Raw genomic sequence first — 22,385 nt, forward strand, 5'->3', positions numbered from 1 at the left:
GTTAATTTTCCCAACCAATAATCTTAATTGCTAAAAATTTTAACGACAGTAAGAAACAATTGAATTAATAACTGCGATTGTATTTGTTGCCCCAATTGCCACCACCTCTACGGTTGCCACCACCACCTTGACTTTTATTATTGTCACGGTTTCGAGCTTTATTGACTTTTAATTCTCTTCCCATCCATTCCGCTCCGTCAAGAGCTTCAATGGCAGCAGTTTCAGCAGCTTCTGTTTCCATTTCTACGAAACCAAAACCACGCATCTTACCAGTTTCCCGATCAGTTGGTAAATAAACTTTTTTTACCTTGCCATATTCGGCAAAAACTTCATTTAAATCTTCTTGGGTAACTTGGTAAGATAAATTACCTATATAAATGGACATCGAGCATCTCCTGAATCTATAAGATCGGCTTGAGATGTTAGATTCGGAGAAACAATTGTCTGATTAGGAATAAAAACAAAGCTCTAAAACCGAATGTAAATCTCAACTAACAATTATATACTAGCATTTTATTAAAGATTAAACTGTGTCAAAATCTTTTTATAAAAGCCATAGTTTTGACTTGATAACTAAAGTTTTTAGGAGATGAGGAATGTCATTATTAATTTTAATCCTCATTTCCTAATTTTGTGATCTAAAATTATTTAAAATTAGTATTTTTTTGAATTTTGCTATTTAGTATCAGGGCTAACCAATCTTTTTTTCAAAGATTCTACTCGACGTTTAGCAACAGAGTTGTTAGGCTCATATTTTAAAGCTTCTTCATAGCTTTCTAACGCTTTAACTATCATTTGTTTTTTTTCATAAACATTACCCAAATTATTTAAAGCGGTAACATAATCAGGATAAAGTTTTAAAGCTTCTTTATATTGACGAATTGCCGTGTCATATTGCTCTTGAGCAAAGTAAGCATAACCCATTGCATTATGAATTAATGCTTGATTTTCTGGTTCAAGATCTTCTTGAGCTTTTAAAGCTTTTTGAAATATATTAACTGATTGAACAAAAAGTTTTTTATCAAGATAAAGACTGCCCAACTGATAATATTCTTTTGCTGTTCCTTTTTCTTTTTTTAACTTCTTTTGTAAACGAGAAAAAAGATTTTCTTGACGGCGAGTTTTAATCACTTCTATCAAAACAAAAATAGCAGCAAAAAGCAAAATGGCAAGTAAAGCAGAAATATATGCAAGTGGCAATGTTTCAGACATAATTTACTATTTTTGATTTAAATGATACTATTTACTATTAGCAATTATTTTCTCATTGGTTGGTTACTCTCAGGCAAACCCCAATAGTTAATTCTTTCTTGCAACCACCCTGACTCTTGCCAAGCTGCGATCGCGTCTTGAACTTTTTGCCTTAACTCTTGATATTGTAAGCCTTTAGGCATCACTATACATAGAGCTTCACCAGAAAGTCTGACCGGTAATAATTTATATTGGGGATATTCTTGACTCCATCCGGTTAAAACCGTTAAATCGGCAGCAAAAGCGTCAGCTTGGTTCTGTTCTAGTAATTCCAAACCTTCTTGATAAGAATCAACTCCAATTAAGTTAGCATTGGGCAATTTACTTTTAATTACAGCAATAGTTGCCGAATTGTTCAATAAAGCAATGGTGGCTTGTTGAAGCTGCTGAATGGGATTAAGCGATCGCTTCACTGCTACCTTCGGTAGTCGCTTTTTGCTAATCAAACCAGTCCCATCTAAATAATAATAAGGACTCAAATCCACTATGCGTCTACGAGCAGCAGTATCAGAGACTCTAGCAATAACCAAATCAACTTGATCGTCTAAAATTACTTTAAGTCGGTTCTGATTGCTAACAGGTTGAAGTTTTACCGCATTGGCATCACCGAGGATTTCTTGAGCCAAACGATGCGCCAAATCTATTTCTAGACCAACTAAATTACCTTTTTGATCAATAAAACCAAGCGGACGAAGATTATCTTTAACTGCTACGATTAATTGACCACGACTTTTAATTTCTTCTAACTGAGCAGCTACGGTTAGAGAAGCTCTCATTAAAGTCAAAGCTATCAGTGTGATAGCTAAAGTCAAGGCAAATAAAGGTCGTCCTTTCATGAGATTTAGGCGTAGCAAGATTTTGTTGTTCAAAAATGGTTAAAACTCGGCTTATTTGTCAGAGAAACCGAGTTTCATTCATAAATAGTCGATTTTGTTGATTTAAGAACAAGTTTTTATGCCTGTTTGGCTAAGTCTACTACTTTACTAAAAGCTTGAGGATCGACCATTGCTAATTGTGCTAGCATTTTGCGATTCAAACCAATATTTGCTTTTTTTAGGTTACCTGTTAGTTGACTGTAACTCATGCCATGTTGACGCGCAGCAGCATTAATTCTAGTAATCCAAAGACGGCGGAAATCTCTTTTACGTTTGCGGCGGTCGCGATAAGCATTCCGCAATGCCTTCATTACCTGCTGATTAGCTGTGCGGAATAATCTTGAATGAGAACCGCGAAATCCTTTAGCTAGTTTAAGAATTTTTTTGCGACGTTTGCGGGCGACATTACCCCTTTTAACTCTGGTCATAGTTTCTCTTCTTTAGTGAATTTATTTTATTGACGACTATTTCTTTAACTATCAACGTTTGTGTTGGTTTAATAGTTAATTACATATAAGGCATCATCAAACGTACATTTTTTTCATCAGCCTCATCAACTAAAGCAATGTTAGAAAGACGGCGACGAGTACGTTCTTTGCTTTTAGGTTGTAACAAGTGATTTTTAAAAGCTTTCCGTCTAAAAATTTTTTTACCGCTACCAGTAGGACGAAAACGCTTGGCAGCAGCCTTGCGAGTTTTTAACTTAGGCATGAACGATTATTTATAATTCGACACAATTTACCATTATACCTTGATTTTGCTAGTCGTCAGCAATTTATTTTACTGATTATTTTTGATGAACTAAATGAATTAGCTAGACTTTTATAGCAACCGAACTATAGCTTAAATAGGGGTAATTCATGAATTATCCCTACTGAACTCTCTGTGTCTGGTGTTCGGTCGGCGTTCCCTTGCGTCTTGCGGAGGGGCTGACTCTGGAACTTGATTCCAGAGCTTGTACGCCCCGTCCGACGCGGGTTCCGACCGCTGGCGCGCGAAACTATTCTATCGTCCTAATCTTTAATTCAACTGCTATACCACAACTAAATTCTATGAAGAAGCAACTAATTTAGAGCTATCGGAGGCTGAAAATTTGGCTACTAACTGACGAAATTCGTCTCCAGTGATGGTTTCTTGCTCGATCAAAATATCAACAATGCGATCAACGGTAGAGCGATTTTGACGAATGATATTTTTGGCTTTTTCATAAGCATGAATCAGGATTGAGCGGATTTGATCATCGATTTGGTATTCTGTAACCTTAGAATATTCTGAGCGTTTCATCGAATCTCCTCCCAAAAACACTGGTTGTTCTTGTCCTTCTAAAGCAAGAGGACCAAGATCCGACATTCCAAATTTAGTTACCATTTGCCTTGCTAAAGAAGTAACTTTTTCCAGGTCATTACTTGCACCTGTGGTAATTTCGCTATCACCGAAAATAATTTCTTCTGCTGCTCTACCTCCCAAAGTAGAAGTTATCATTGCTAAAATTTGGTTTTTGGTGATTAAACCTTGTTCTTCATCAGGAGTAAACCAAGTCAAACCCTTTGCTTGTCCGCGAGGAATCAACGTAACTTTTTCTAAAGGATCGTGGTCGGGAATGAGAGTAGCAACCAAAGCATGACCAACCTCATGATAAGCAATTAAACGTTTCGCTTTACTATCTACTAAAGATGCACCTTCCATACCTGCTACTACCCGATCAATGGCATCATTGATTTCTAACATGGTAATGGCATCTTTGCGTCTTCTTGCCGTCAGAATAGCAGCTTCATTGAGGAGGTTGGCTAAATCTGCACCAGAGAAACCAGGAGTTCGACGAGCGATCGCATCTAAAGAAATTTCTGGAGCGACTTTTTTATTACGAGCGTGAACTTCTAAAATCCCTAATCTACCTTCAAAATCGGGATAGTCTACCATTACTTGACGGTCAAAACGACCAGGACGAAGTAAGGCTGAATCTAGGACATCGGGACGGTTGGTAGCAGCAATGACAATAATACCTGCATTGCCTTCAAAACCATCCATTTCAGTTAGTAATTGATTAAGAGTTTGTTCTCTCTCATCGTTACCACCACCAATGCCTGCACCTCTTTGACGACCTACTGCATCAATTTCATCGATAAAAATTAAACAAGGTGCATTTTCCTTCGCTTTCCTAAACAAATCGCGGACACGAGATGCACCGACACCAACAAACATTTCGACAAATTCCGAACCAGAGATGCTAAAGAAAGGAACTCCAGCTTCTCCTGCGATCGCTTTAGCTAACAAAGTCTTTCCTGTACCAGGAGGGCCTACTAATAACATTCCTCTTGGTATTTTTGCGCCTATGGCAGTAAATTTTTCTGGTTGTTTGAGAAAAGTAACAATTTCTTGCAATTCTTCTTTAGCTTCTTCAATTCCAGCTACATCTCCAAATTGGATTCCTGTTTTCGCTTCCATTTGAAATCGAGCGCGAGATTTGCCAAAATTAAAAGCTTGACCAGAAGCAGAAGCAGAACGACGAATAATCATCACTAATCCTGCTAGCAACAAAAAAACAATGAAGAGATTGAGAAGAATACCAACCGCAGCCGTGCGATCGGCAGAGTTATCAATTTCTAATTCTGCATTATTGGCTCGAATTTTAGGAATTAAGTTTTGGTCTTGATTTTGATTGAATAAAATTACAGTTTTGGCAGGTTCGTCTGCAGTTTGACCTTTGAGAGTAACTTTTGCCCGATTCGTAGTTTCATCTAATTGAACTTTGTCAATTTGTCCTTGTTCAAGTTGTTGCAAAAACTGACTGTAGCTAAGGGTGTTTTTATTTTCTTGTCCCAAAGCTGGTGTTGTCAAAAGAACAGTTTGTAGAATCATCCAACCAGCAGCAAGTTTTTTCCAAGCAGCAGAACGATGTTTCGGTTGATTTACTACTACAGTAGATTGATTTGATTGATGGTTACAATCTACCTCGGCTGGATTATTTCTGTTCATCTGACAAGTTTTTTTCATATACACAGTGACACTAATTAGCTGAAGTATCTTAAGCCTAACTAAAAAATTCCTATTTCTGCCAGTAATGCTTTCTTAATACTTTTAAAAACAAAATATCTAGATTATATTTCTAGTTTGACACGTTGATCGTGATTTAGAAAAGCTTTAGTACAACTCAAAGCCAGAAGAATTCAAAAAGGCTAAGAGTCAGTCGAGGAGATTATCAGGCGCGAAGCGCTTCGCGCCTTGGCTGCGCCAAGATCGCGCGTGCATCGTGGGGTTAACAAAAATCAAAGAGAAAAAAGTGTTTCAGGTTAAAGAAATTGCTTAACCTATTTTAATTGATTGGATCGTGTTTTATTTTGCACGTATCTCCTATTTGGTTGATAATACTAAATCAAAAAAGCTAGGATTAGATGTAATATGATTACCCGACGTATTTTTCTAAATTATTCCACAATTGCTGCTATATCATACAGTTTGACAATTAATAGTTGTTCTAAAGTTTCTAACCCTCCCAATAATACTCTTAGTAATATTGCAAAAATGAATCAGCGTCTTTATGGTTCAGCGATCAATAGCAGCTATATGAATGATGTAACGTATTTGCAACTAATAAAAGACAACTGCAACATTATCACTCCAGAATGGGAAATGAAATGGGCAGAATTAGAACCAACTCCTGGTGAGTTTAATACATATAATCTTGATAAAATTATCGATTTTGCTGTTACCAATAACCTTAAAGTGCGCGGACACACTCTTTTTTGGGATACTTCTCATCCTAAACACCGCAGTTTTCCTCCCAGCGTACAAGAATTTAGCGATATGTACGAGCAAGTGATGAGAAGATACGAACAAAAAAACGTTATCTTTTGCTGGGATGTGATTAACGAAGTTCTAATCGATCCACAAATGAATCCTAGCGATACTACAGATAATCCAGATTGGAGTTTATTGAAAGGTGTCACACCAGAATTACTTAGGGATATTGTCCAGGTTGTTAATCGCAGATCGCCGAATTTGGAAACTTATATTAATGATTTTAATATTGAACAAGCAGGTGACAAACAAGATAAATTTTTAAAATTAGGTCAATATTTGGCACAAAATACCAACTTAACAGGGTTAGGTATACAATCTCATCTCATTTTTTCTAAAGAGAATCCCTTTCAGATTGACGAATTTGAAGATTTATTAAAAAAAATCAAAGATATTGGACTAAAACCAGTCATTACTGAACTTGACGTGATTATGTATCCACCATTTCCGAATTCTATTGAGGAAATTGACCATATAATAGGTGATTTGTATCAAAAATACTGTGAAACTGCTATCAATAATGGTGTAGATACAATTGTTACCTGGGGAATAACAGATAAATTTTCCTACATATATGATTTTACACAACAGCAACGAGAACAAACGCGCCCACACCCATTTGATAGTCATATGAATCCCAAAAAAGCTCGAGATGCAATAGCAGAAGCTTTATCAATGCCAATCAAATGAGAAAGGGCTACAAAAAATTAATGTTATATGAAATAGAAAAAAGAATGCTACACATCAATCTCCGCGTCGCCGAGTTTCCTTCTTCTCTCCTCAGCTATTCGTAGTAAACATTTAAGTATTTCATATTACTACCTTTTTCAAAAATGTTTCAAAAATGGGAGGAGAGCGATAACAGGGGAATTGCTAATATTTAAAAACTAAAAGTAGTGCGAATAGTACCAATAACTAGATCATCATTATCCTGATTATTATCAGGGGCAGAAACCCACACCACCCCAGGAGTAATCGCAATATGATCCGTCAGCATGTACTGATAAAACGCTTCAACGTGTAAGGAAGTATCCGCATCATCTCCAATCCCTTCAATACTTGAATCAGTTACCCACGGTTCCATCCCTACAATGATTCCTGCTAAATTCCCTTCTTTACCTAAATCAGGCAATGCTAAAGTCGCTGCCCAATTCCACACATCCTGTGTACCTCGGTTCAATTGTTCTGCTAAAGAATCAAGAGTGGTAACTTTACTCAACGTACCCCAACCACCGACAATCAGGCGCGTGCTTATACTATAGGAAAATTGTAAGCTATAGGAATTACTCACTGTGGGTACAGCTTGCCCAAATAAATCTTCAGTTAAAGATTGGATGTTAGCTAGATTACTACCTGTTTCGGTATCGCTTTGGTTATAACCATGCACATAGGTAGCAGCAATGGTTAAACTTTCACTAGGAGTAAAAGTAATTTGTCCCAGGGCTGAAAAAGGGCCATTCAATAATCCATTTCCTTGAGTTGCCTCATTAGCAGGAGAAGCTAAATAACCAGCACTTAGTTCTAATGTATCTGCTAAACGATGAATAATTCCCAACCCAGCATCTCCTGGAGGTAAATAAATCGGGTTGCGAGTGCCAAAAGCAGAAATTGCTCCAGAAGCAGCATCGCCATCGAGGACACTCACGGTATTGGCAATGTCATCGGCTGCGATTCCTGCTGGACCTAAAATTATATTAGTCTTGTCTCCCAGAGGAAAGTTATAAAAGAGTACTTCTAAACCCAAATCATTATCGGCGGGTTCGGCAAAGGCTAAGTCTCCTGCGAAGGTGCCAGTTTCTTCGGCAAAGGAGGGAAAGTTGCCTGTGGAAAGACGGGTAAAGAGTAAGTCTTTTCCTGTGAAGCTGGTTTCTAGTTCGAGGCGGGTACGATTGCCTAAGACGGCTACTTGATCTGCCTCTCCTGCCAAGACGCTACCTAACCCAAAGATTACTTCTCCTGCTAGTTTGGTGGTGGTGGAGAATTGAGTCAATTCTAACTCGCCAATTCTAGCTTGTATTCCATCAGTTCTTCCCTTTAAAATAGCTAATTCTTCTTGAAATTCTTGCATTAACCGTAAAATGGTGTTTAGCTCTTCTTGCGACATAGTTTGGCTATCAGCAAGCAAACGTTCAATTTGATTTAAACAAGCATTTAATCCTGCTGCAAATTCGTAACGAGACAAAGCTTGATTGCCCCGATAAGTTTGATTGGGATAACCTACAATACAACCGTAACGGTCTACTAAACTTCTTAATGCTTCATAAGCCCAATCTGTAGAAGAAACATCTCGTAGTTGGTTGACATTTGTAACTTGATCCATTGAATGCTCATCATTATAGTTTTCTATAATTCTTAAACTATCTTTCTCCGCATTTCTTTGATTTGCTCTTATAACATTTGAACTGAAGTCTTGATTAGCTGGTTGTTCAAAAGCTTTAGCTTCTGTAAATAAAGTAAAAGAAACAACAATTACAGTTAAAGTAATGGTTGGAATTTTGCATAATATATTTAACATTTTTTTCAATACCCACACCAAATTTGTCAAGCAAGCTCAAAAGAATTGCTTTTGTACAGTAGTTTTCTACAGCGTGGTTGGATAGACCAAGATTGATTCTGTTAGGGAACAGAAAAAAATAAGCAATAGTTCAATTCAATGAATTTTGTAGTCTATTCAACAGCATTTATCGCAGTAAAATACAGATTCTATTTTGACATCTTCTCTCAAAAATAAAATTAAAAAATTTCAGAAAAATTAGTTTTGTTTCTAAATTGACTAAAACTTTTTGCTAAATTATTTTGATAATTTTAAACTAAATACAGATTTAAATTTAATATACCTTTATTAGCTGTGTGCTGAATTTAGGAGGTCGCGTCTACGGAATTTATTTCCGCCGTTTAAAAAACGACCGTTTCAGCACAATAACAACGCCCCATCCCTCCAGTAAACTGGGAGATTTCTTACGGAAGAAAGTTAAAAAGGTTGAGACATTAATTTTGTTCGAGTTGATGACCACAAACACGACAAAAATTAGTTAATTTATAAGTTTTTTGGTTGCAATTAGGACAATTGGTATACTGATTGAAACCGCAATAGTGACAAAAGCGATCATTTAGACGTAGTTGAGAATTACAATTAATACAACGAATTTTTTCGATTCTTTTTTTAGCTTGAATTCGTTGATTAAAAACAAATCGTTGCAAAAATTTAATTAAGCCAAAACCCAACAAAGGGATAATTAAAATTAATACATAGTTAGAAACAAATAATAATCCACCCAACAGGGTAACAATCGATTCAATCGCTATCCTAATAAGATTGCCAAACTGAATAAATTCAAAAACTTTAATTAATAAAGGAATGCAAAAAATTAAGAGTAAATGCCAACTCAGTAGTGCTTGTAAGCCTTGATTTTTTATAGTTGCATTTTTGTGCCAAAAGTAAGCCCCGATAATTAATGGTAAAAGAAATAAAGTTTGTAAAAGTAATTGTTTGTTAGGATACCAAAACTGAGCAGATTGATAAGCTTTTTTGATTTGTTTGTATTCTGAAGTATTATTGAGAAGTTTAAGATAAGCATCGGCAGCAGGAACTTGAATTAATCTTGTTTGCTTCTGTAAGATTTGTTGTTTCTTGTTGCTAATTTGATTTGTTTTAGTATCAATCTCAGATTTTATTTGGTCTGCGGTTGTTTGATTGATAGAGTTTTGAGGAGTTTGACCCGCTATTTTTTCAAGTAAGGTTGAATCGTACTGACTTTGTAGAGTTTGAATTTCTTGATTTAGATTAGAAATCTCTGTTCTAATCTGCTCAATATCTGCTTTAATTTCGATGTTATCTGGAGTATTGATCTCTTTTTCTAAACGCAAATAATTGTCACATAATTTGGAAACTTTTCCCAATTTATTTTGATTATTAAAATGAGAAAAATTATTATGGTTAATTAAATTTTCAATTGTTGCTGCTTTTAAAGCAAAACTTTCTTTGTTTGTTGCTGTGTAATAATTTTCAATAGTCGAAAAACAAGGAATTTCTTCTGATGGATTAAATATCCATTGAGAAATATTATTCAAGCCACTAAAGACATTAAACAGAACAAAAATATCGATTAAGATGAGAATAACAAGACTAACTTTGTTAAGCGATTCATGATGAATATAAGTAGATTTACGAATTAACTTTCGGGCAATTTTTTTAATAAAAGAGAACATATATATTTTATAAAGCATCCCAAATTAATAAAATCAGCATACTTTGCTCATCCATTACATGGCTGCTGATGTTGCGAATTTGCAATCTTTAGCAAAAAACCTGAAAAATATTTGTGATCTTGGCGTAGCCAAGGCGCGAAGCGATCGCTACCAGAATGAGAGCTTATTCATTAGTTTTTAATAAGCTAAAAATAAGCCTCGCTCAAAAAGTGTTTTCTATCTAACCCAGCAAAATTATTTGTATATTTTCTTTTAGTTAGATAATTTAAGAGGTTGTTGACAAAATAAGATTTATTTGGGTAATTTCCTGGGATAAATCCAGAAATTCTAAACGCCCATTCATAGTTTCAACTAAAGTTTGAGATAATAATAATCTCATTCCTGGAGATAGATTAATTTCTTGAATTAATTTCTTAATCTCATCTCTACTTAAATTATTGACTGCTGGATTTATCTCATTATTTTTTTGCCAAAGTTGAGCAGGACAATCAAAGTTTATTTCAAGCTTGATTTCATTAAATTTAGGCTCACAATTACTAACAACAGTAATTTTTCCTTCATTCATTAAAGAAATTCCACTGTCAATTAAATTAACAAGTGCTTGAATTAAACGAGCGCGATCGGCAAGTACATAACAAGAAGAGTCACAGGGCTGGATTTCTAATTGCAGATTACGATTAGCAGCTTGTAAATGAGTTAAATTATATACACTATGAAAAACTTCGGCTAATTGAAGAGATTCCAAATGAAGTTGATTAGTGCCGTATTCTGTTTTAGCAACACTAACAATTTCATCGATTAATTTCATAAGCTTTAAAGCAGATTTATATGCTTGAGAAATAAACTCTTTTTGCTCTTCTGGACTGTCACACAAATCCGACAAAATTAATTGATGAAGACCGATTAAACTACTCAAAGGAGAACGTAATTCATGAGAAGTCCGAGCTAAAAAACCCGCTTTAAACTGACTCATTTGTGCTGCCATTTGATAAGCTAGCTGAGTTTGTTTGAGTTCTTCTTTCAAGTCGTCAATTTCGTTCATGGCTAAATTATAAAAATAGAGTAGATTTAGTTTGCTACTACCTAACTGCTGAATCAAACTTTATAAATATCAAGATTGTGCTAGTAATTATATATAGCGTTTCTTATAGTTGTGAAGTACAGTCAACATCTTGGTTGTTGTTGATGGTTGATAATTGATTGGTAATTGCTATTTGCTACTTTATAACTGGTAACTTGTCACTGGTAACTGATAATGGTGTACCTCATGAATCTAAGAATTGTTATGGCTTCTTTAAAGAATTACAAATCAACAACTCATCATAGCTTAGGATTTTTGAGGTTACCACCATCAAAAGAATTAAAAATCGTGAGAGGCTGAATCTCTCTCTAAGGGCAAGTAGGGCTGTTTCAAACTGAGATAAGTTAAGGAATGAAAAATGCTCAGGAAGTGGTGGCACAGAAAAATCGGGCAATGAGACACAATTTGCTGAAAAACAAGCCTATTTTAGTGTTAACCAAAATGTCAGCCAGAATTCCCTATCCTTACTTTACAGCGGGGTAGTTCATAACTGACGAATTAGCTAAAAGCTAAAAAGGTATTGCTGTAATTAAAGCAATACAAAAACATTGATCAGACAGTAAACTTTTGAACTGGAATCAAGTCTCTTACGAATTCGATCCGTCCGTCGCATCCTCTTTGATAAGATGGGATGATAGAAAACAAAATTAATTGTTATAGAGAATCCCCTCTGTAAATTTAACAATTTGGATTAGGAGGAATGAAGTTGATGAAGAGATTGATAGGCATTTTAGTTACTTTGTGTGTCATAGTAACTTCTTGGGGCGTGACAGGAGTTGCTCAAGCTCAGGCTTTAAATTTAAGCTCCGTTAATTTGCAATCATCGTCTATTTTGGCAGTTCGTCGTAATATTGCTGACGATAAATTAAGCGAAATCCAAGGAAAATTAGACTTAAATAACAGTGATGTTCGGGATTTTCGAGGACTACGTGGATTTTATCCTACCCTAGCTTCTAAAATTATTAAAAACGCCCCTTATGAAAAAGTAGAGGATGTTTTATCAATTCCTGGTTTAAGCGAAAGTCAAAAAGAAAGACTCCAAGCTAATTTAGATAACTTTGTTGTTACTAAAATGTCTGAGGCTTTCAATGAGGGAGATGATCGTTTCAATCCTGGAGTTTACTAAATAACGATAAAAAAAATCCTTTGTTTTACCCTCACCTTCTGTTGGTGTGGGTTTTTTGTTAATATTAGTAAAATTTGTTAAAAAATTGATTCGACTTGAAGGACTTTTTTTTTGATGTTGTTGTCATAGGTTCTGGTGCTGCTGGACTATACGCTGCCTTATGTTTGCCAGAAGAATATCGAGTGGCTTTGGTTACCAAAGATGAGCTTAAAACGGGAGCAAGTGATTGGGCGCAGGGAGGTATTGCAGCAGCAATTAATCCTGATGATTCTCCATTATTACATCTAGAAGATACTCTCAAAGCAGGAGCAGGTTTATGCGATCGCACTGCAGTACAATTTTTAGTAGAAAATGCTGCTAGTTCGATTCAATCTTTAGTAGCAATGGGAGTGGCTTTTGATCGCCACAACAATCATTTGGCAATGACTTTAGAAGCTGCTCATTCTCGTCCTCGTGTACTTCACGCTGCTGATACTACAGGAAGAGCGATCGTTAGTACTTTAACTGAACAAGTTTTACAAAGAGCTAATATTGAAGTTTTTGCTCAAGCTTTTGCCCTCAGTTTATGGCTTCATCCCGATACTGGTGATTGTCAAGGAATTAGTCTACTTCATCAAGGAGAAATTAACTGGTTACAAGCAGCAGCCGTAGTTCTTGCTACTGGTGGTGGGGGTCAAGTTTTTGCTCATACAACTAATCCGACAGTTAGTACGGGAGATGGAGTTGCTTTAGCTTGGCGTAGTGGTGCAATTTTACGAGATTTGGAATTTGTGCAATTTCATCCTACTGCTTTAAGCAAACCAGGCGCACCGCGTTTTTTAATTAGTGAGGCAGTCAGAGGAGAAGGAGCGCATTTAATTGATTCGCAAGGAAAACGATTTGCTTTTGATTATCATCCTGATGGTGAATTAGCACCTAGGGATGTAGTTAGTAGGGCAATTTTTACTCACTTGCAAAAGACTAATCAAACCAATGTTTATTTGGATTTAAGACCAATTCCCGTCGAAAGAATTCGCTATCGTTTTCCGAATATTATTCGTGTCTGTCAAAAATGGGGAGTTGATTTGTTTCAAGAACCAATTCCTGTAACGCCTGCTGCTCATTATTGGATGGGTGGAATTGCTGTTGATACAATGAATCAAACTTCTATCCCTGGTTTATATGCGATCGGAGAAACAGCTAGTACGGGTGTACATGGTGCAAATCGTTTAGCGAGTAATTCATTACTAGAATGTCTTGTTTATGCAGCCCAATTGTCAAAACTGGTAATTAATCACACAACACCCTTACCAAAAAGTGAGGTACTCAAAGTGATTGAAGAAGATTGGCAAGGGCAATGTAACGTAGTAGTTACTATTAGAGAAAAACTACCTGATTTAGTTTGGCAAAGTGCAGGCATCTGTCGCACACAGGAGATTATGACAAGTGCGATCGCTCTAATTGAATCATGGCGCACTCAATTAGCTTCTCTTTCTTTCAATCAATATGTTGAAAAATTATCTCCTTGCGATCGAGTTAAATTGATTTCTCCTAATGCCGAACAACAATTGCGTCTGTATACTGAAACCTTAAATTTGCTTGATATCGCTTATTTAATCTTGAAAAGTGCCATATTTCGGACTGAAAGCCGAGGTGGACATTATCGTGATGATTATCCTGAGCCTGACGCTCATTGGCAGGTACATACAATGGTACAGCAAGATAGTTGGTACACTGCTTCACTCGATTAATCAGCTAAAAAATATTCATCAAGACATTCCGCTATAGAAAAAGGACATTTTTCAGGAAAAGCCACTACAGACAATCCTGTTTCATCACTAGCTTGTTTTTTAGCAGCTAAATAACAAGTAGTAATTATTTCTGGTAAGTAATTTTTGAGACTAGGACTATCAGAGAATAATCTTTCAATTCTGCGTCGATGTTCTCTAATACTAGATTTCCAAATAATGTTACTTTGGCAAAAGTCCTCATTTCAGGCTGAGGATTATTGATTTAGTATTGACAATGTTTAGTTATATATCAGTTTTTGCAGTTAATGAGGTACAAAGTTTTTTGTAACAAAGGCAAGAGCTGTTTCAGTTATCTATTATCAATTATTTTTTGTTTTCTGTTTTCTACTTTCAAGTGGCAGGCGCTGACTGCATCTGCACAGTTAACTGAGGAATTCTATAGCAGTTACTATCTCATGAGAAAATTATACTTTCTTGTCCCAGGCACAACTAAAAAATTCGGTGGTGGCGGACTATGGGCAGAGCTAAAAATTTTGCAACTAGCTCAACAAATTTGCTCGGCAGAAATTGTTACTTATCGTCAACGAGAAGAATCATCTTTATTTTTGGAAGATTTACTCAAAAATGAGCATTTAAATGATTGTATTTTTGTAGTTAGTTGGGGTTTTGACGTACCAAAATTAATTAAAAAACTGAAACCATTACCTATTATTTATCATGCTCATAGTGCAGGTTATGGTTTTGATTTACCTTCAAATATTCCAATTATTGCCGTTAGTCGTAACACAATGGGTTATTGGGGACAAAAATCTCCTAATTCTTTAATTTATTATTTACCTAATCAAATCGATCCAGGTTTTACTAATTTTAATCAGCCTAGAGATATTGATGTTTTGGTGCAAACCCGCAAGTCTTCTCAATATTTACTTGAACAATTAATTCCTGCTTTACAACAACATTTTCAGGTTAAAGTTTTAGATGGTTATGTTGAAGATTTAGTCGGATTATTTAATCGCACAAAAATTTATCTTTATGATTCGGCTGAATACTGGGTAGTAAATGGTGTAACTGAAGGTTTTGGTTTACCGCCTTTGGAAGCTTTGGTTTGTGGATGTCAGGTCTTTTCTAGTGTTAATAGTGCGTTAGCCGATTATCTCGATCCCAGTTTTAATTGTTATAAAATTGCTGGTTATGCTTTAGAATTTGACCTTAATCGAATTATGTCAGTTTTAAATTCTTCAGAAAAATTTCAATTATCAGAATCATTTTTTGAACAATATAGAGCAGAAAATATTCTGAAAAGATTAGAGGTAATTTTGACAGAAGTTAATTACTTTTTTGATCATGAGCAAAAGTATCAAACTCAGATTGCAGGATTAAGTTTGTGGCGAATTCAACAACGATGGAGTCAGAAAACTTTGCAGAAAATCGGTAAAAAATTGTCTTTTAAAAAATAATAAATATAGCGTTTCTCATCTTGGTAAGGTACGCCAGTTATCAGCAAGTATAGCAGTACAAAGAAAGATTAGGACATTATTGTAAATCGTAGGGGCGATTGGCCAATCGCCCTGACAAGATTTGCGTGTCCTAACCTAAATACGTAGTGTTATAAAAAGTAGAGACGTAACATGTTACGTCTGTACAAAAGCGCGAAGCTTCAGAAACGTGAAACGAAAGATCAAAAAGTTGATCTGCTATTGGCTGTGGACAAACAATTAACTCCGATGATGACGCGTCATCATCAGCCGAAGGCGCGCAGAGCGATCAACCATTAACGCTCAATCAGGAGCGAACGGATGTACCTTATAGAGCGTGAGAACTGCTATAAATTAAACTTTGGAAAAAACTACTTGTTGTGGTTGGTCTTGATACTTACCTTGACGAGTATCATAACTTACATCACAGCGATCGCCTTCTAAAAATAATAATTGTACCACTCCTTCTGAAGCGTAGATGCGACAATCAGCACTAGAAGAATTAGAAAATTCTAAAGTTAGATGTCCACGCCAACCAGCTTCAGCGGGAGTGAGATTGGCAATTAGTCCGACACGGGCATAAGTACTTTTTCCTATGCACAATACAGTAATATTGTCAGGCAAAGCAAGTTTTTCTAAAGCTACTCCCAAGCCGTAGGAATGAGCAGGCAAAATAAAATAACTACCATTTTTATCTTGATGTAGAGATGTCGGTTCTAAGTTATCGGGATTAAAGTTTTTTGGATCGACAACTGTACCTGGAATATGACGGAAAATACGAAATTCTGAGGGAGAAAGGCGAATATCGTAACCAAAACTGCCTAAACCATAGGAAATTACTGGTATATCTTTGATTTTGCGAATTAATTTTGGTTCAAAAGGAGTAATCATCCCTTTGTTTGCCATTTCAGTAATCCAGGTATCGTTTTTAATCACGGTAATAATCAGCTTATGGTGAGAATCGATTTACTAGGATACCGAATAACGTTCTTAGTAAGAATATTTTCACCATTATTTTCTAAGATTTGGCTTGAAGAAAACGTAATTCTGTTTCTTGTTTGATTGCTGCTAAAGTTTTTTGTAAGGTATCTTCGTAAATGCCATAGAATATACTACCACCAGCATTAGGTTGAACAGAGACTTGATGAGTAATTAAAACTTGATCGGCGGGTGCGCTAGGATAAGGAGAAACTGGTTCAATTGTCCACTTGCCATTAAGCGATTTGAGATCGCCATTAACTATTTGAAAACTAATTTGCTGAGGATAGACTTCAGTTACAGCAATGCGGATGCGAGTTTTTTTGTTAATTACTAATACCTGAACGGAATTAATTTGTTCAAATACCTTTTTATTGCCATTAGCTTGGATTAATTGGCTACTAGCAACATTAGGTAAGAATTGCTCAAAATTATTGTAATCTGTTAAAACTTCCCAGACTTTAGCTGCGGGAGCTTTGATTAACACTCTAGCTGTATAGTTGCCTTCTTTTCCTGCTAAAGTTACTTTGCCATCTCTTAAAGCTGCTCTTTCTAAGGCAGGAAGTTGATCTACTGGGCCATCAAATAGTTTAGCTGAAACCGAAGGAACGTAAATCGTCAGCAGTAAAATAGCGATCGCTATTGAGCAATATTTTTTCAGGTAAGGAGTAATTGGCACTGGACAACACCGTGATAAATAAACTTTGCCCATTCTAACCTCAGTTTTAATCTTGGCTAGACTATTGATACCAATAGGTTTGTCGCTGAAAAGGATAAGTTGGTAGTGCGACTTTGCTATAGTCAGAATTTTGATAAAAACTGAACCAATCGAGAGTTTTACCCGATACGTATAATTGAGCTATTTCTACTAGAGATGCTTCAGTAGTAAATTCAATTGGATTGAGTTTAATAACATTATTATCAACTTTTTTGGTAAATTTACCAGACCATACTCCCGATTGCAATTCTTCTCTTAAGAAAGCTGTTAATTTTCTCTCTAATTCTTGGATTGAAATAGCCATAACTGCCAAACGATGGTTAAAATGCGATCGCCCTACACTGGCAGTAAAGCACACATCTTCTAACGAAAGATCGTGATTACTCTTGAAAAATTCTAGATATCTTTGAACTAAATCTTTTAAAGCGCGATCGCTTTTAGCCGAAAGAACAAATAATTGACATAATGCCTTTTGACTTTCGCCTTTTGTAGAGACGTAACATGTTACGTCTCTACTTCTATTAACTGATTCCTGAATCACTACATGAGCATTAGTACCACTGAAACCAAAGGCACTCACTCCCGCCATTCTAGGTTTGTTCGTATTTAACCAAGGCATCATTTCTGTAGCGACTTGAATAGGTAACTCATGCCAATTAATTTGGTGGTTGGGTTGCTGAAAATGAAGATTAGCAGGGATTTTTTGCTGTTGGAAAGATAATACTACTTTAATTAAACTGGCAATACCAGCAGCAGCTTCGGTATGACCGATATTAGTTTTAACTGAACCCAGAATTAAAGGTTTTTCTCTCTTATTAAATACTTCCCCTAACGCATTAACTTCAATCGGATCGCCTAACGCCGTACCCGTACCGTGAGTCTCTAAATAATCAATTTGACTCGGTTCGATCTGACTCTTTGCCAAAGCTTGACGAATCACTGCTTGTTGAGACAAACCATTAGGCGCAGTTAAACCGCTAGTACGTCCATCCTGATTGACTGCCGAACCAGAAATAACAGCTAAAATCTGATCGCCAGATGAAATTGCATCACTAAGACGTTTTAAAACAATTACCCCACAACCTTCCGAACGCACAAAACCATCCGCTTTCGCATCGAAACTGTGACAAAATCCCGTTGGTGAAAGCATTTTTGCTTGAGAAAAGTTGATACTAATTTCTGGAGAAATTAACCGATTGACACCACCAGCTAAAGCTAAATCGCATTCGCGATTCCGCAAACTCTGACAAGCTAAATGAACTGCTACTAAAGAAGAGGAACAGGCCGTATCTACTGCGATCGCAGGGCCTGTTAAACCTAAAGTATAGGATAAACGACCTGCTGCCACACTATGAGTATTACCCGTAGTTAAGTAAGCATCTATTTCTGTATTATTCCTACTCAATAACTGATGCCAATAATCAATACTACAGATACCTATAAACACACCTGTAGCAGAACCACTCAAACTATCGGGTGCAATGGCAGCATTTTCTAAAGCTTCCCAACTTACTTCTAACAATAATCTCTGTTGCGGATCGAGACTAATTGCTTCCCTTGGTGCAATACGAAAAAATTGAGCATCAAATTCTTTTAGATTAGGAACAAATCCTCCTTTGCGACTACAAATTTGCTTGGGATAATAAGAATCGATTTGCCAATGTTGAGGCGGAACTTCTGTAATCGCATCAGTACCACTACAAAGTAACTGCCAAAAAGATTCTGGACTATTGACACCACCAGGAAAACGACAACCCATTCCGATAATTGCGATTTCTTCAGACTTAGCATTTTCTAAAGCTTCTAGTTTTGCCTGCATTTGTTTTAAGGCAAGTAAGGCGCGTTTGGTGGGAGATAAATTATCTGTCATTGAAAATTGAAGAATACTTAATAAAAAGCGATCAAGTTTAATTGATTTTTACTTGATTTATTGTTTAGTTCCAAAAATTGAATATAAGAATTTTAGTTCAAATTGCTCGTATACTTTCTCGTACAATATTTATGCCAAATTTAATCTGAATCTAAGTTATAGCAGTACAAAGAAAGATTAGGACATTATTGTAAATCGTAGGGGCGATTGGCCAATCGCCCTGACAAGATTTGCGTGTCCTAACCTAAATACGTAGTGTTATAGTTGCTAGATTAGGCTTACAAATTCAAGCTCCCATTGGAACTCCTCAAATTATTGAAATATCGCAAGAAATTATAGATATTGAACCAAATCTTGAAAGTTTTGTTGCTGGAACAGCACATGGTACAGAATTTATTCCTGGTTGTATCGATCAATGGACTTTGATTGCAACTAGCGAGCCTGCAAATAGACCAAGATTAGTTTCTCTAGCTGTGTTGTTTGGTTGGACTCACGCAAATGATCGCCAATTTATTTTTCAAAACATTCCGCCACGCATAATTTACTCAGTAGATCACGGACATTTTTTTCCTAATCCCCCAGATTGGAAAATAAAAGACCATGAATGTAATTTTACTAATGCTGAATTAAAGCAGGTATACGATATATTAATAAATGTAACAGAAGAAATGATTGTAGAAGTAGTTGCTGTTCCACCAAAGGAATGGGGAATCAGTTTAAAAGAAAGATTGGGAATGATAATTTATCTAACCAAAAGAAAAAAAGAATTACAAAATCATTTAGAATCCCGTTTAAGCATTAGCTAAGACAAAAGTAAAATCAATGGCTAGTAGATATAGCATAGTCCAATACGTTCCAAATCCTATCGCTGACGAAAGGATCAACATTGGCATTGTTGCTTTTAACGAACGGTTAGTACGAACTCGTTTTTTGAAGTCTTGGAAGCGTGTACGTCACTTTGCCATTGAAGATAAAGATATTGATTTTTTACAAGAGTTTAAAACTCATCTTCAAAAATCAACTTCTTTAGGATTATTATTTTCCGAAAATATAGAAGATAGAGAATCAAACTACGAGCGTTTAAATAAAATTGCTCAATCATGGGGTAATAGTATTCAATTCACTGAACCTAGAGGTTCTTTAGACGATCCCGATACGTTATTGGAAAATATTTTTGATATTTTATTAATAGAACCAATTACTTCAGAAACCCCATTTCGCGATCGCCAAGCTGCTGCAAAAATTGCGACAAGAAAAGTTAAAAAAGTTTTAGAAAAATTTGGAGAAGAAGCGAAAAATCTTTTAAAGAAAGATTATAAATTAGCAGGTCATTACGCTAAACATAAATTTGATGTTGCAGTAGCTAATGGAAGACCTTTTTTTGCTGCTCAAGCAATTTCTTTTGAGATACAGACTACCGAACAGTTAATAAATTCTACCTCTTGGATGATTGCTGATGTTAAAGAAATCCAACCTGCTACACCGTTAGCTGTAATCGTATTACCTCCAAAAGAAGAATCTCCTCATTATAAGCAGTTGCAAGCTACTTATCAAGAAACAATGTCTACTTATGCTTCTTTAGGAGCAGAAATTGTTCAAGAAAATGAGATTGAAGCTTGGACATCTGAACGTTTAGATAAAGAATTGATAAGCCTTTGAGCTTAGATATTGGTTAGTTATTATTTAATCGCTTTCTAAACACGCAGACAATTATCACAATGACCACAACTAAAACCTTTTGCTTCGCTACTAAACCCAAATGCTGCTAATAAAAATTGCCACCGGCATTGTTTAGTTTGTAAAAAAGCGTGTCTTTGTTTTTGCCAAGCTTGTTGTTGAAGATCGCTACGATTTAATTTGAGACTAGTAGATTGTTTTTGATAGGTAAAAGGATCTTGCCACCTTACTAAACCTTCACTGTAAAGCAAACTAAGAGCAAGATCACCTCCAGAAAATTGACGCGCGATCGCATTTATCTCGCCTTGAGATGGTATTTGTTTAATTAATTGCTTTGCTTGAAGATACTGTTTTTCCAGTTTTTGTGTAAAAAATTGACTGCGTTGTTTGTCTTCTGGGTTAAACCATCCAGTTGGTTCACTAATTAAGGTTAAAGCATCTGCTGGTTTCCCATCTCTTCCTCCTCTTCCCACTTCTTGCATATATTCTGATAATAATTCTGGTGCATGAAAATGAACGATCCAACGAACATCACTTTTATCAATTCCCATCCCGAAAGCTGAAGTACAAACAGTAAATTGAATTTTTCCCGTCAACCAATCCTGTTCGATAGTTCTTCTGGCTTGAGTAGGTAATCCTGCATGATAAGCTTGAACTGCATAGCCAATTGATCGCAACCATTGAGTTAACTCTTCACTATCTCGACGAGAACGAACATAAACTAACCCAGCTTGATTTTTTCTTGCCCCAATAAACTTTAATACTTGTTGTTTTCTTCCTCTCGGAGTCCAAATCGTTTTAACTTGCAAATTGAGATTAGCGCGATAAGGATTAATTAAAAAAACTTCTGGTCGATCTAACTGTAACTGTTGCGTAATAGTTTTTTGAGTAAGAGGATCGGCAGTTGCCGTAAACGCTGCGATCGCCATTTTAGTTCCTGGTGGTTTGTGTTTTAATAAACTAGGACGAACAATTCCTAAACGAGTATAAGCAGGACGAAATGTTGTTCCCCACTGGACTAAACAATGTGCTTCATCTAATACCAAACCATTAATTTTAATTTGCGGTTGACTAATAATTTCCCAAATTGAAGGACTTAAAAGAGTTTCAGGGGAAAGATAAACTAATCGCAGTTTTTGTCTTGTTATAGCTTGTAAAGTTTGCTTTTTTTGTTCCCTTGATAATTCACTATGAATTAAAGCAGCAGGTAAATTTTTTTGTTGTAATTGATTGACTTGATTTTCCATCAAAGCTACTAAGGGAGAAACAATTAAAGTCAAACCAGTTTGTAACAAAGCAGGTAGTTGAAAACAAATTGATTTTCCTCCGCCTGTAGGCATTACGATTAAAACATCTTTGCCTGTTAAGAAACTATCGATTATTTCTGCTTGAGGATAACGAAAATCTTGATAACCCCAAATTTTTTGTAACTCAGTTTGAATTAACTGGCGATTGAATAAAGACATGAACTATATAACGTAGAGCTTTCTGAATCAGTTATAACTCTTTGGTTTTTAATTAAATCTATTATTTGAAGTTTGATACGCTACCATTACTTCAAACCAAATGTTTATACGCCCAGTCCCCTACGATTCAA

At 35.9% G+C, this 22,385-nt stretch carries 21 protein-coding genes; 7 read left to right on the plus strand and 14 right to left on the minus strand.

Annotated features, from left to right (window positions below; all coding sequences use genetic code 11):
* Nucleotides 1-64: 64 nt before the first annotated feature.
* The 6 genes from STA7437_RS09215 to ftsH all read right to left on the minus strand — a co-directional run bounded on the left by STA7437_RS09215 (nt 65) and on the right by ftsH (nt 5,102).
* Nucleotides 65-385 carry an RNA recognition motif domain-containing protein gene (locus tag STA7437_RS09215; protein WP_015193115.1) on the minus strand — a complete coding sequence of 107 codons (321 nt, stop codon included), beginning with the start codon at nt 383-385 and terminating at the stop codon, nt 65-67.
* Nucleotides 386-675: 290 nt separating this feature from the next.
* On the minus strand, nt 676-1,212 hold the full coding sequence (locus STA7437_RS09220) for a tetratricopeptide repeat protein (RefSeq protein WP_015193116.1): 537 nt from the start codon (nt 1,210-1,212) through the stop codon (nt 676-678).
* Nucleotides 1,213-1,256: 44 nt separating this feature from the next.
* Entirely contained in the window at nt 1,257-2,087 is an 831-nt protein-coding gene (locus STA7437_RS09225) for a transporter substrate-binding domain-containing protein (RefSeq protein ID WP_015193117.1), read from the minus strand.
* A 116-nt stretch (nt 2,088-2,203) separates the two neighbouring features.
* Nucleotides 2,204-2,554, minus strand: a complete 351-nt coding sequence (gene rplT / locus STA7437_RS09230) for a 50S ribosomal protein L20 (RefSeq protein ID WP_015193118.1) — start codon at nt 2,552-2,554, stop codon at nt 2,204-2,206.
* Between the two features lie 79 nt (nt 2,555-2,633).
* The gene (rpmI, locus tag STA7437_RS09235; RefSeq protein ID WP_015193119.1) at nt 2,634-2,837 is read right to left on the minus strand and encodes a 50S ribosomal protein L35; all 204 of its coding nucleotides are present in this window, start codon (nt 2,835-2,837) and stop codon (nt 2,634-2,636) included.
* Between the two features lie 339 nt (nt 2,838-3,176).
* On the minus strand, nt 3,177-5,102 hold the full coding sequence (gene ftsH / locus STA7437_RS09240) for an ATP-dependent zinc metalloprotease FtsH (RefSeq protein WP_150109050.1): 1,926 nt from the start codon (nt 5,100-5,102) through the stop codon (nt 3,177-3,179).
* 423 nt (nt 5,103-5,525) lie between these two features.
* On the opposite strand from ftsH, the gene STA7437_RS09245 reads away from it, so the two are divergent.
* Entirely contained in the window at nt 5,526-6,614 is a 1,089-nt protein-coding gene (locus STA7437_RS09245) for an endo-1,4-beta-xylanase (RefSeq protein WP_015193121.1), read from the plus strand.
* Between the two features lie 190 nt (nt 6,615-6,804).
* Here STA7437_RS09245 and STA7437_RS09250 read toward each other — a convergent pair whose 3' ends face one another.
* The 3 genes from STA7437_RS09250 to STA7437_RS09260 all read right to left on the minus strand — a co-directional run bounded on the left by STA7437_RS09250 (nt 6,805) and on the right by STA7437_RS09260 (nt 11,175).
* Nucleotides 6,805-8,439 (minus strand): iron uptake porin, encoded by a 1,635-nt coding sequence (locus tag STA7437_RS09250; RefSeq protein WP_015193122.1) that lies wholly within the window; start codon nt 8,437-8,439, stop codon nt 6,805-6,807.
* A 473-nt stretch (nt 8,440-8,912) separates the two neighbouring features.
* Nucleotides 8,913-10,151, minus strand: a complete 1,239-nt coding sequence (locus STA7437_RS09255) for a double zinc ribbon domain-containing protein (protein WP_216087105.1) — start codon at nt 10,149-10,151, stop codon at nt 8,913-8,915.
* Between the two features lie 247 nt (nt 10,152-10,398).
* Nucleotides 10,399-11,175 (minus strand): sensor histidine kinase, encoded by a 777-nt coding sequence (locus tag STA7437_RS09260; RefSeq protein WP_015193124.1) that lies wholly within the window; start codon nt 11,173-11,175, stop codon nt 10,399-10,401.
* A 390-nt stretch (nt 11,176-11,565) separates the two neighbouring features.
* Between STA7437_RS09260 and STA7437_RS27405 the strand changes: the two genes are divergently transcribed.
* The 3 genes from STA7437_RS27405 to nadB all read left to right on the plus strand — a co-directional run bounded on the left by STA7437_RS27405 (nt 11,566) and on the right by nadB (nt 14,070).
* Nucleotides 11,566-11,697, plus strand: coding sequence for a hypothetical protein (locus tag STA7437_RS27405; protein ID WP_281169264.1), 132 nt, complete (start codon nt 11,566-11,568; stop codon nt 11,695-11,697).
* A 226-nt stretch (nt 11,698-11,923) separates the two neighbouring features.
* The gene (gene psbU / locus STA7437_RS09265; protein ID WP_015193125.1) at nt 11,924-12,340 is read left to right on the plus strand and encodes a photosystem II complex extrinsic protein PsbU; all 417 of its coding nucleotides are present in this window, start codon (nt 11,924-11,926) and stop codon (nt 12,338-12,340) included.
* 95 nt (nt 12,341-12,435) lie between these two features.
* Nucleotides 12,436-14,070, plus strand: a complete 1,635-nt coding sequence (nadB, locus tag STA7437_RS09270) for an L-aspartate oxidase (protein WP_015193126.1) — start codon at nt 12,436-12,438, stop codon at nt 14,068-14,070.
* Here the strand turns inward: nadB and STA7437_RS25440 are convergent.
* Nucleotides 14,067-14,288, minus strand: a complete 222-nt coding sequence (locus STA7437_RS25440) for a DUF29 family protein (protein WP_083856883.1) — start codon at nt 14,286-14,288, stop codon at nt 14,067-14,069. The two genes, nadB and STA7437_RS25440, sit on opposite strands and share 4 nt — an antisense overlap.
* A gap of 237 nt (nt 14,289-14,525) precedes the next feature.
* Between STA7437_RS25440 and STA7437_RS09275 the strand changes: the two genes are divergently transcribed.
* Nucleotides 14,526-15,527, plus strand: coding sequence for a glycosyltransferase family protein (locus STA7437_RS09275; protein ID WP_015193127.1), 1,002 nt, complete (start codon nt 14,526-14,528; stop codon nt 15,525-15,527).
* A gap of 372 nt (nt 15,528-15,899) precedes the next feature.
* Here the strand turns inward: STA7437_RS09275 and dcd are convergent, their stop codons facing one another.
* The 3 genes from dcd to STA7437_RS09290 all read right to left on the minus strand — a co-directional run bounded on the left by dcd (nt 15,900) and on the right by STA7437_RS09290 (nt 19,111).
* On the minus strand, nt 15,900-16,481 hold the full coding sequence (gene dcd / locus STA7437_RS09280; protein WP_015193128.1) for a dCTP deaminase: 582 nt from the start codon (nt 16,479-16,481) through the stop codon (nt 15,900-15,902).
* An 82-nt stretch (nt 16,482-16,563) separates the two neighbouring features.
* Complete coding sequence (locus tag STA7437_RS09285) at nt 16,564-17,235, minus strand: SRPBCC family protein (protein ID WP_015193129.1); 672 nt, start codon at nt 17,233-17,235, stop codon at nt 16,564-16,566.
* A 28-nt stretch (nt 17,236-17,263) separates the two neighbouring features.
* Nucleotides 17,264-19,111, minus strand: a complete 1,848-nt coding sequence (locus tag STA7437_RS09290; protein WP_015193130.1) for a type I polyketide synthase — start codon at nt 19,109-19,111, stop codon at nt 17,264-17,266.
* A gap of 422 nt (nt 19,112-19,533) precedes the next feature.
* On the opposite strand from STA7437_RS09290, the gene STA7437_RS09295 reads away from it, so the two are divergent.
* A complete protein-coding gene (locus STA7437_RS09295; RefSeq protein ID WP_015193131.1) occupies nt 19,534-19,917 on the plus strand; it encodes a hypothetical protein in 384 nt (127 codons plus the stop codon).
* Between the two features lie 16 nt (nt 19,918-19,933).
* Nucleotides 19,934-20,770: a DUF3037 domain-containing protein gene (locus STA7437_RS09300; protein ID WP_015193132.1), complete on the plus strand. Its 837-nt coding sequence runs from the start codon at nt 19,934-19,936 to the stop codon at nt 20,768-20,770.
* Nucleotides 20,771-20,805: 35 nt separating this feature from the next.
* Here the strand turns inward: STA7437_RS09300 and STA7437_RS09305 are convergent, their stop codons facing one another.
* Nucleotides 20,806-22,254, minus strand: coding sequence for a RecQ family ATP-dependent DNA helicase (locus STA7437_RS09305; RefSeq protein WP_015193133.1), 1,449 nt, complete (start codon nt 22,252-22,254; stop codon nt 20,806-20,808).
* Between the last annotated feature and the right edge of the window lie 131 nt (nt 22,255-22,385).

Source organism: Stanieria cyanosphaera PCC 7437, assembly GCF_000317575.1.
GTDB classification, from domain to species: domain Bacteria; phylum Cyanobacteriota; class Cyanobacteriia; order Cyanobacteriales; family Xenococcaceae; genus Stanieria; species Stanieria cyanosphaera.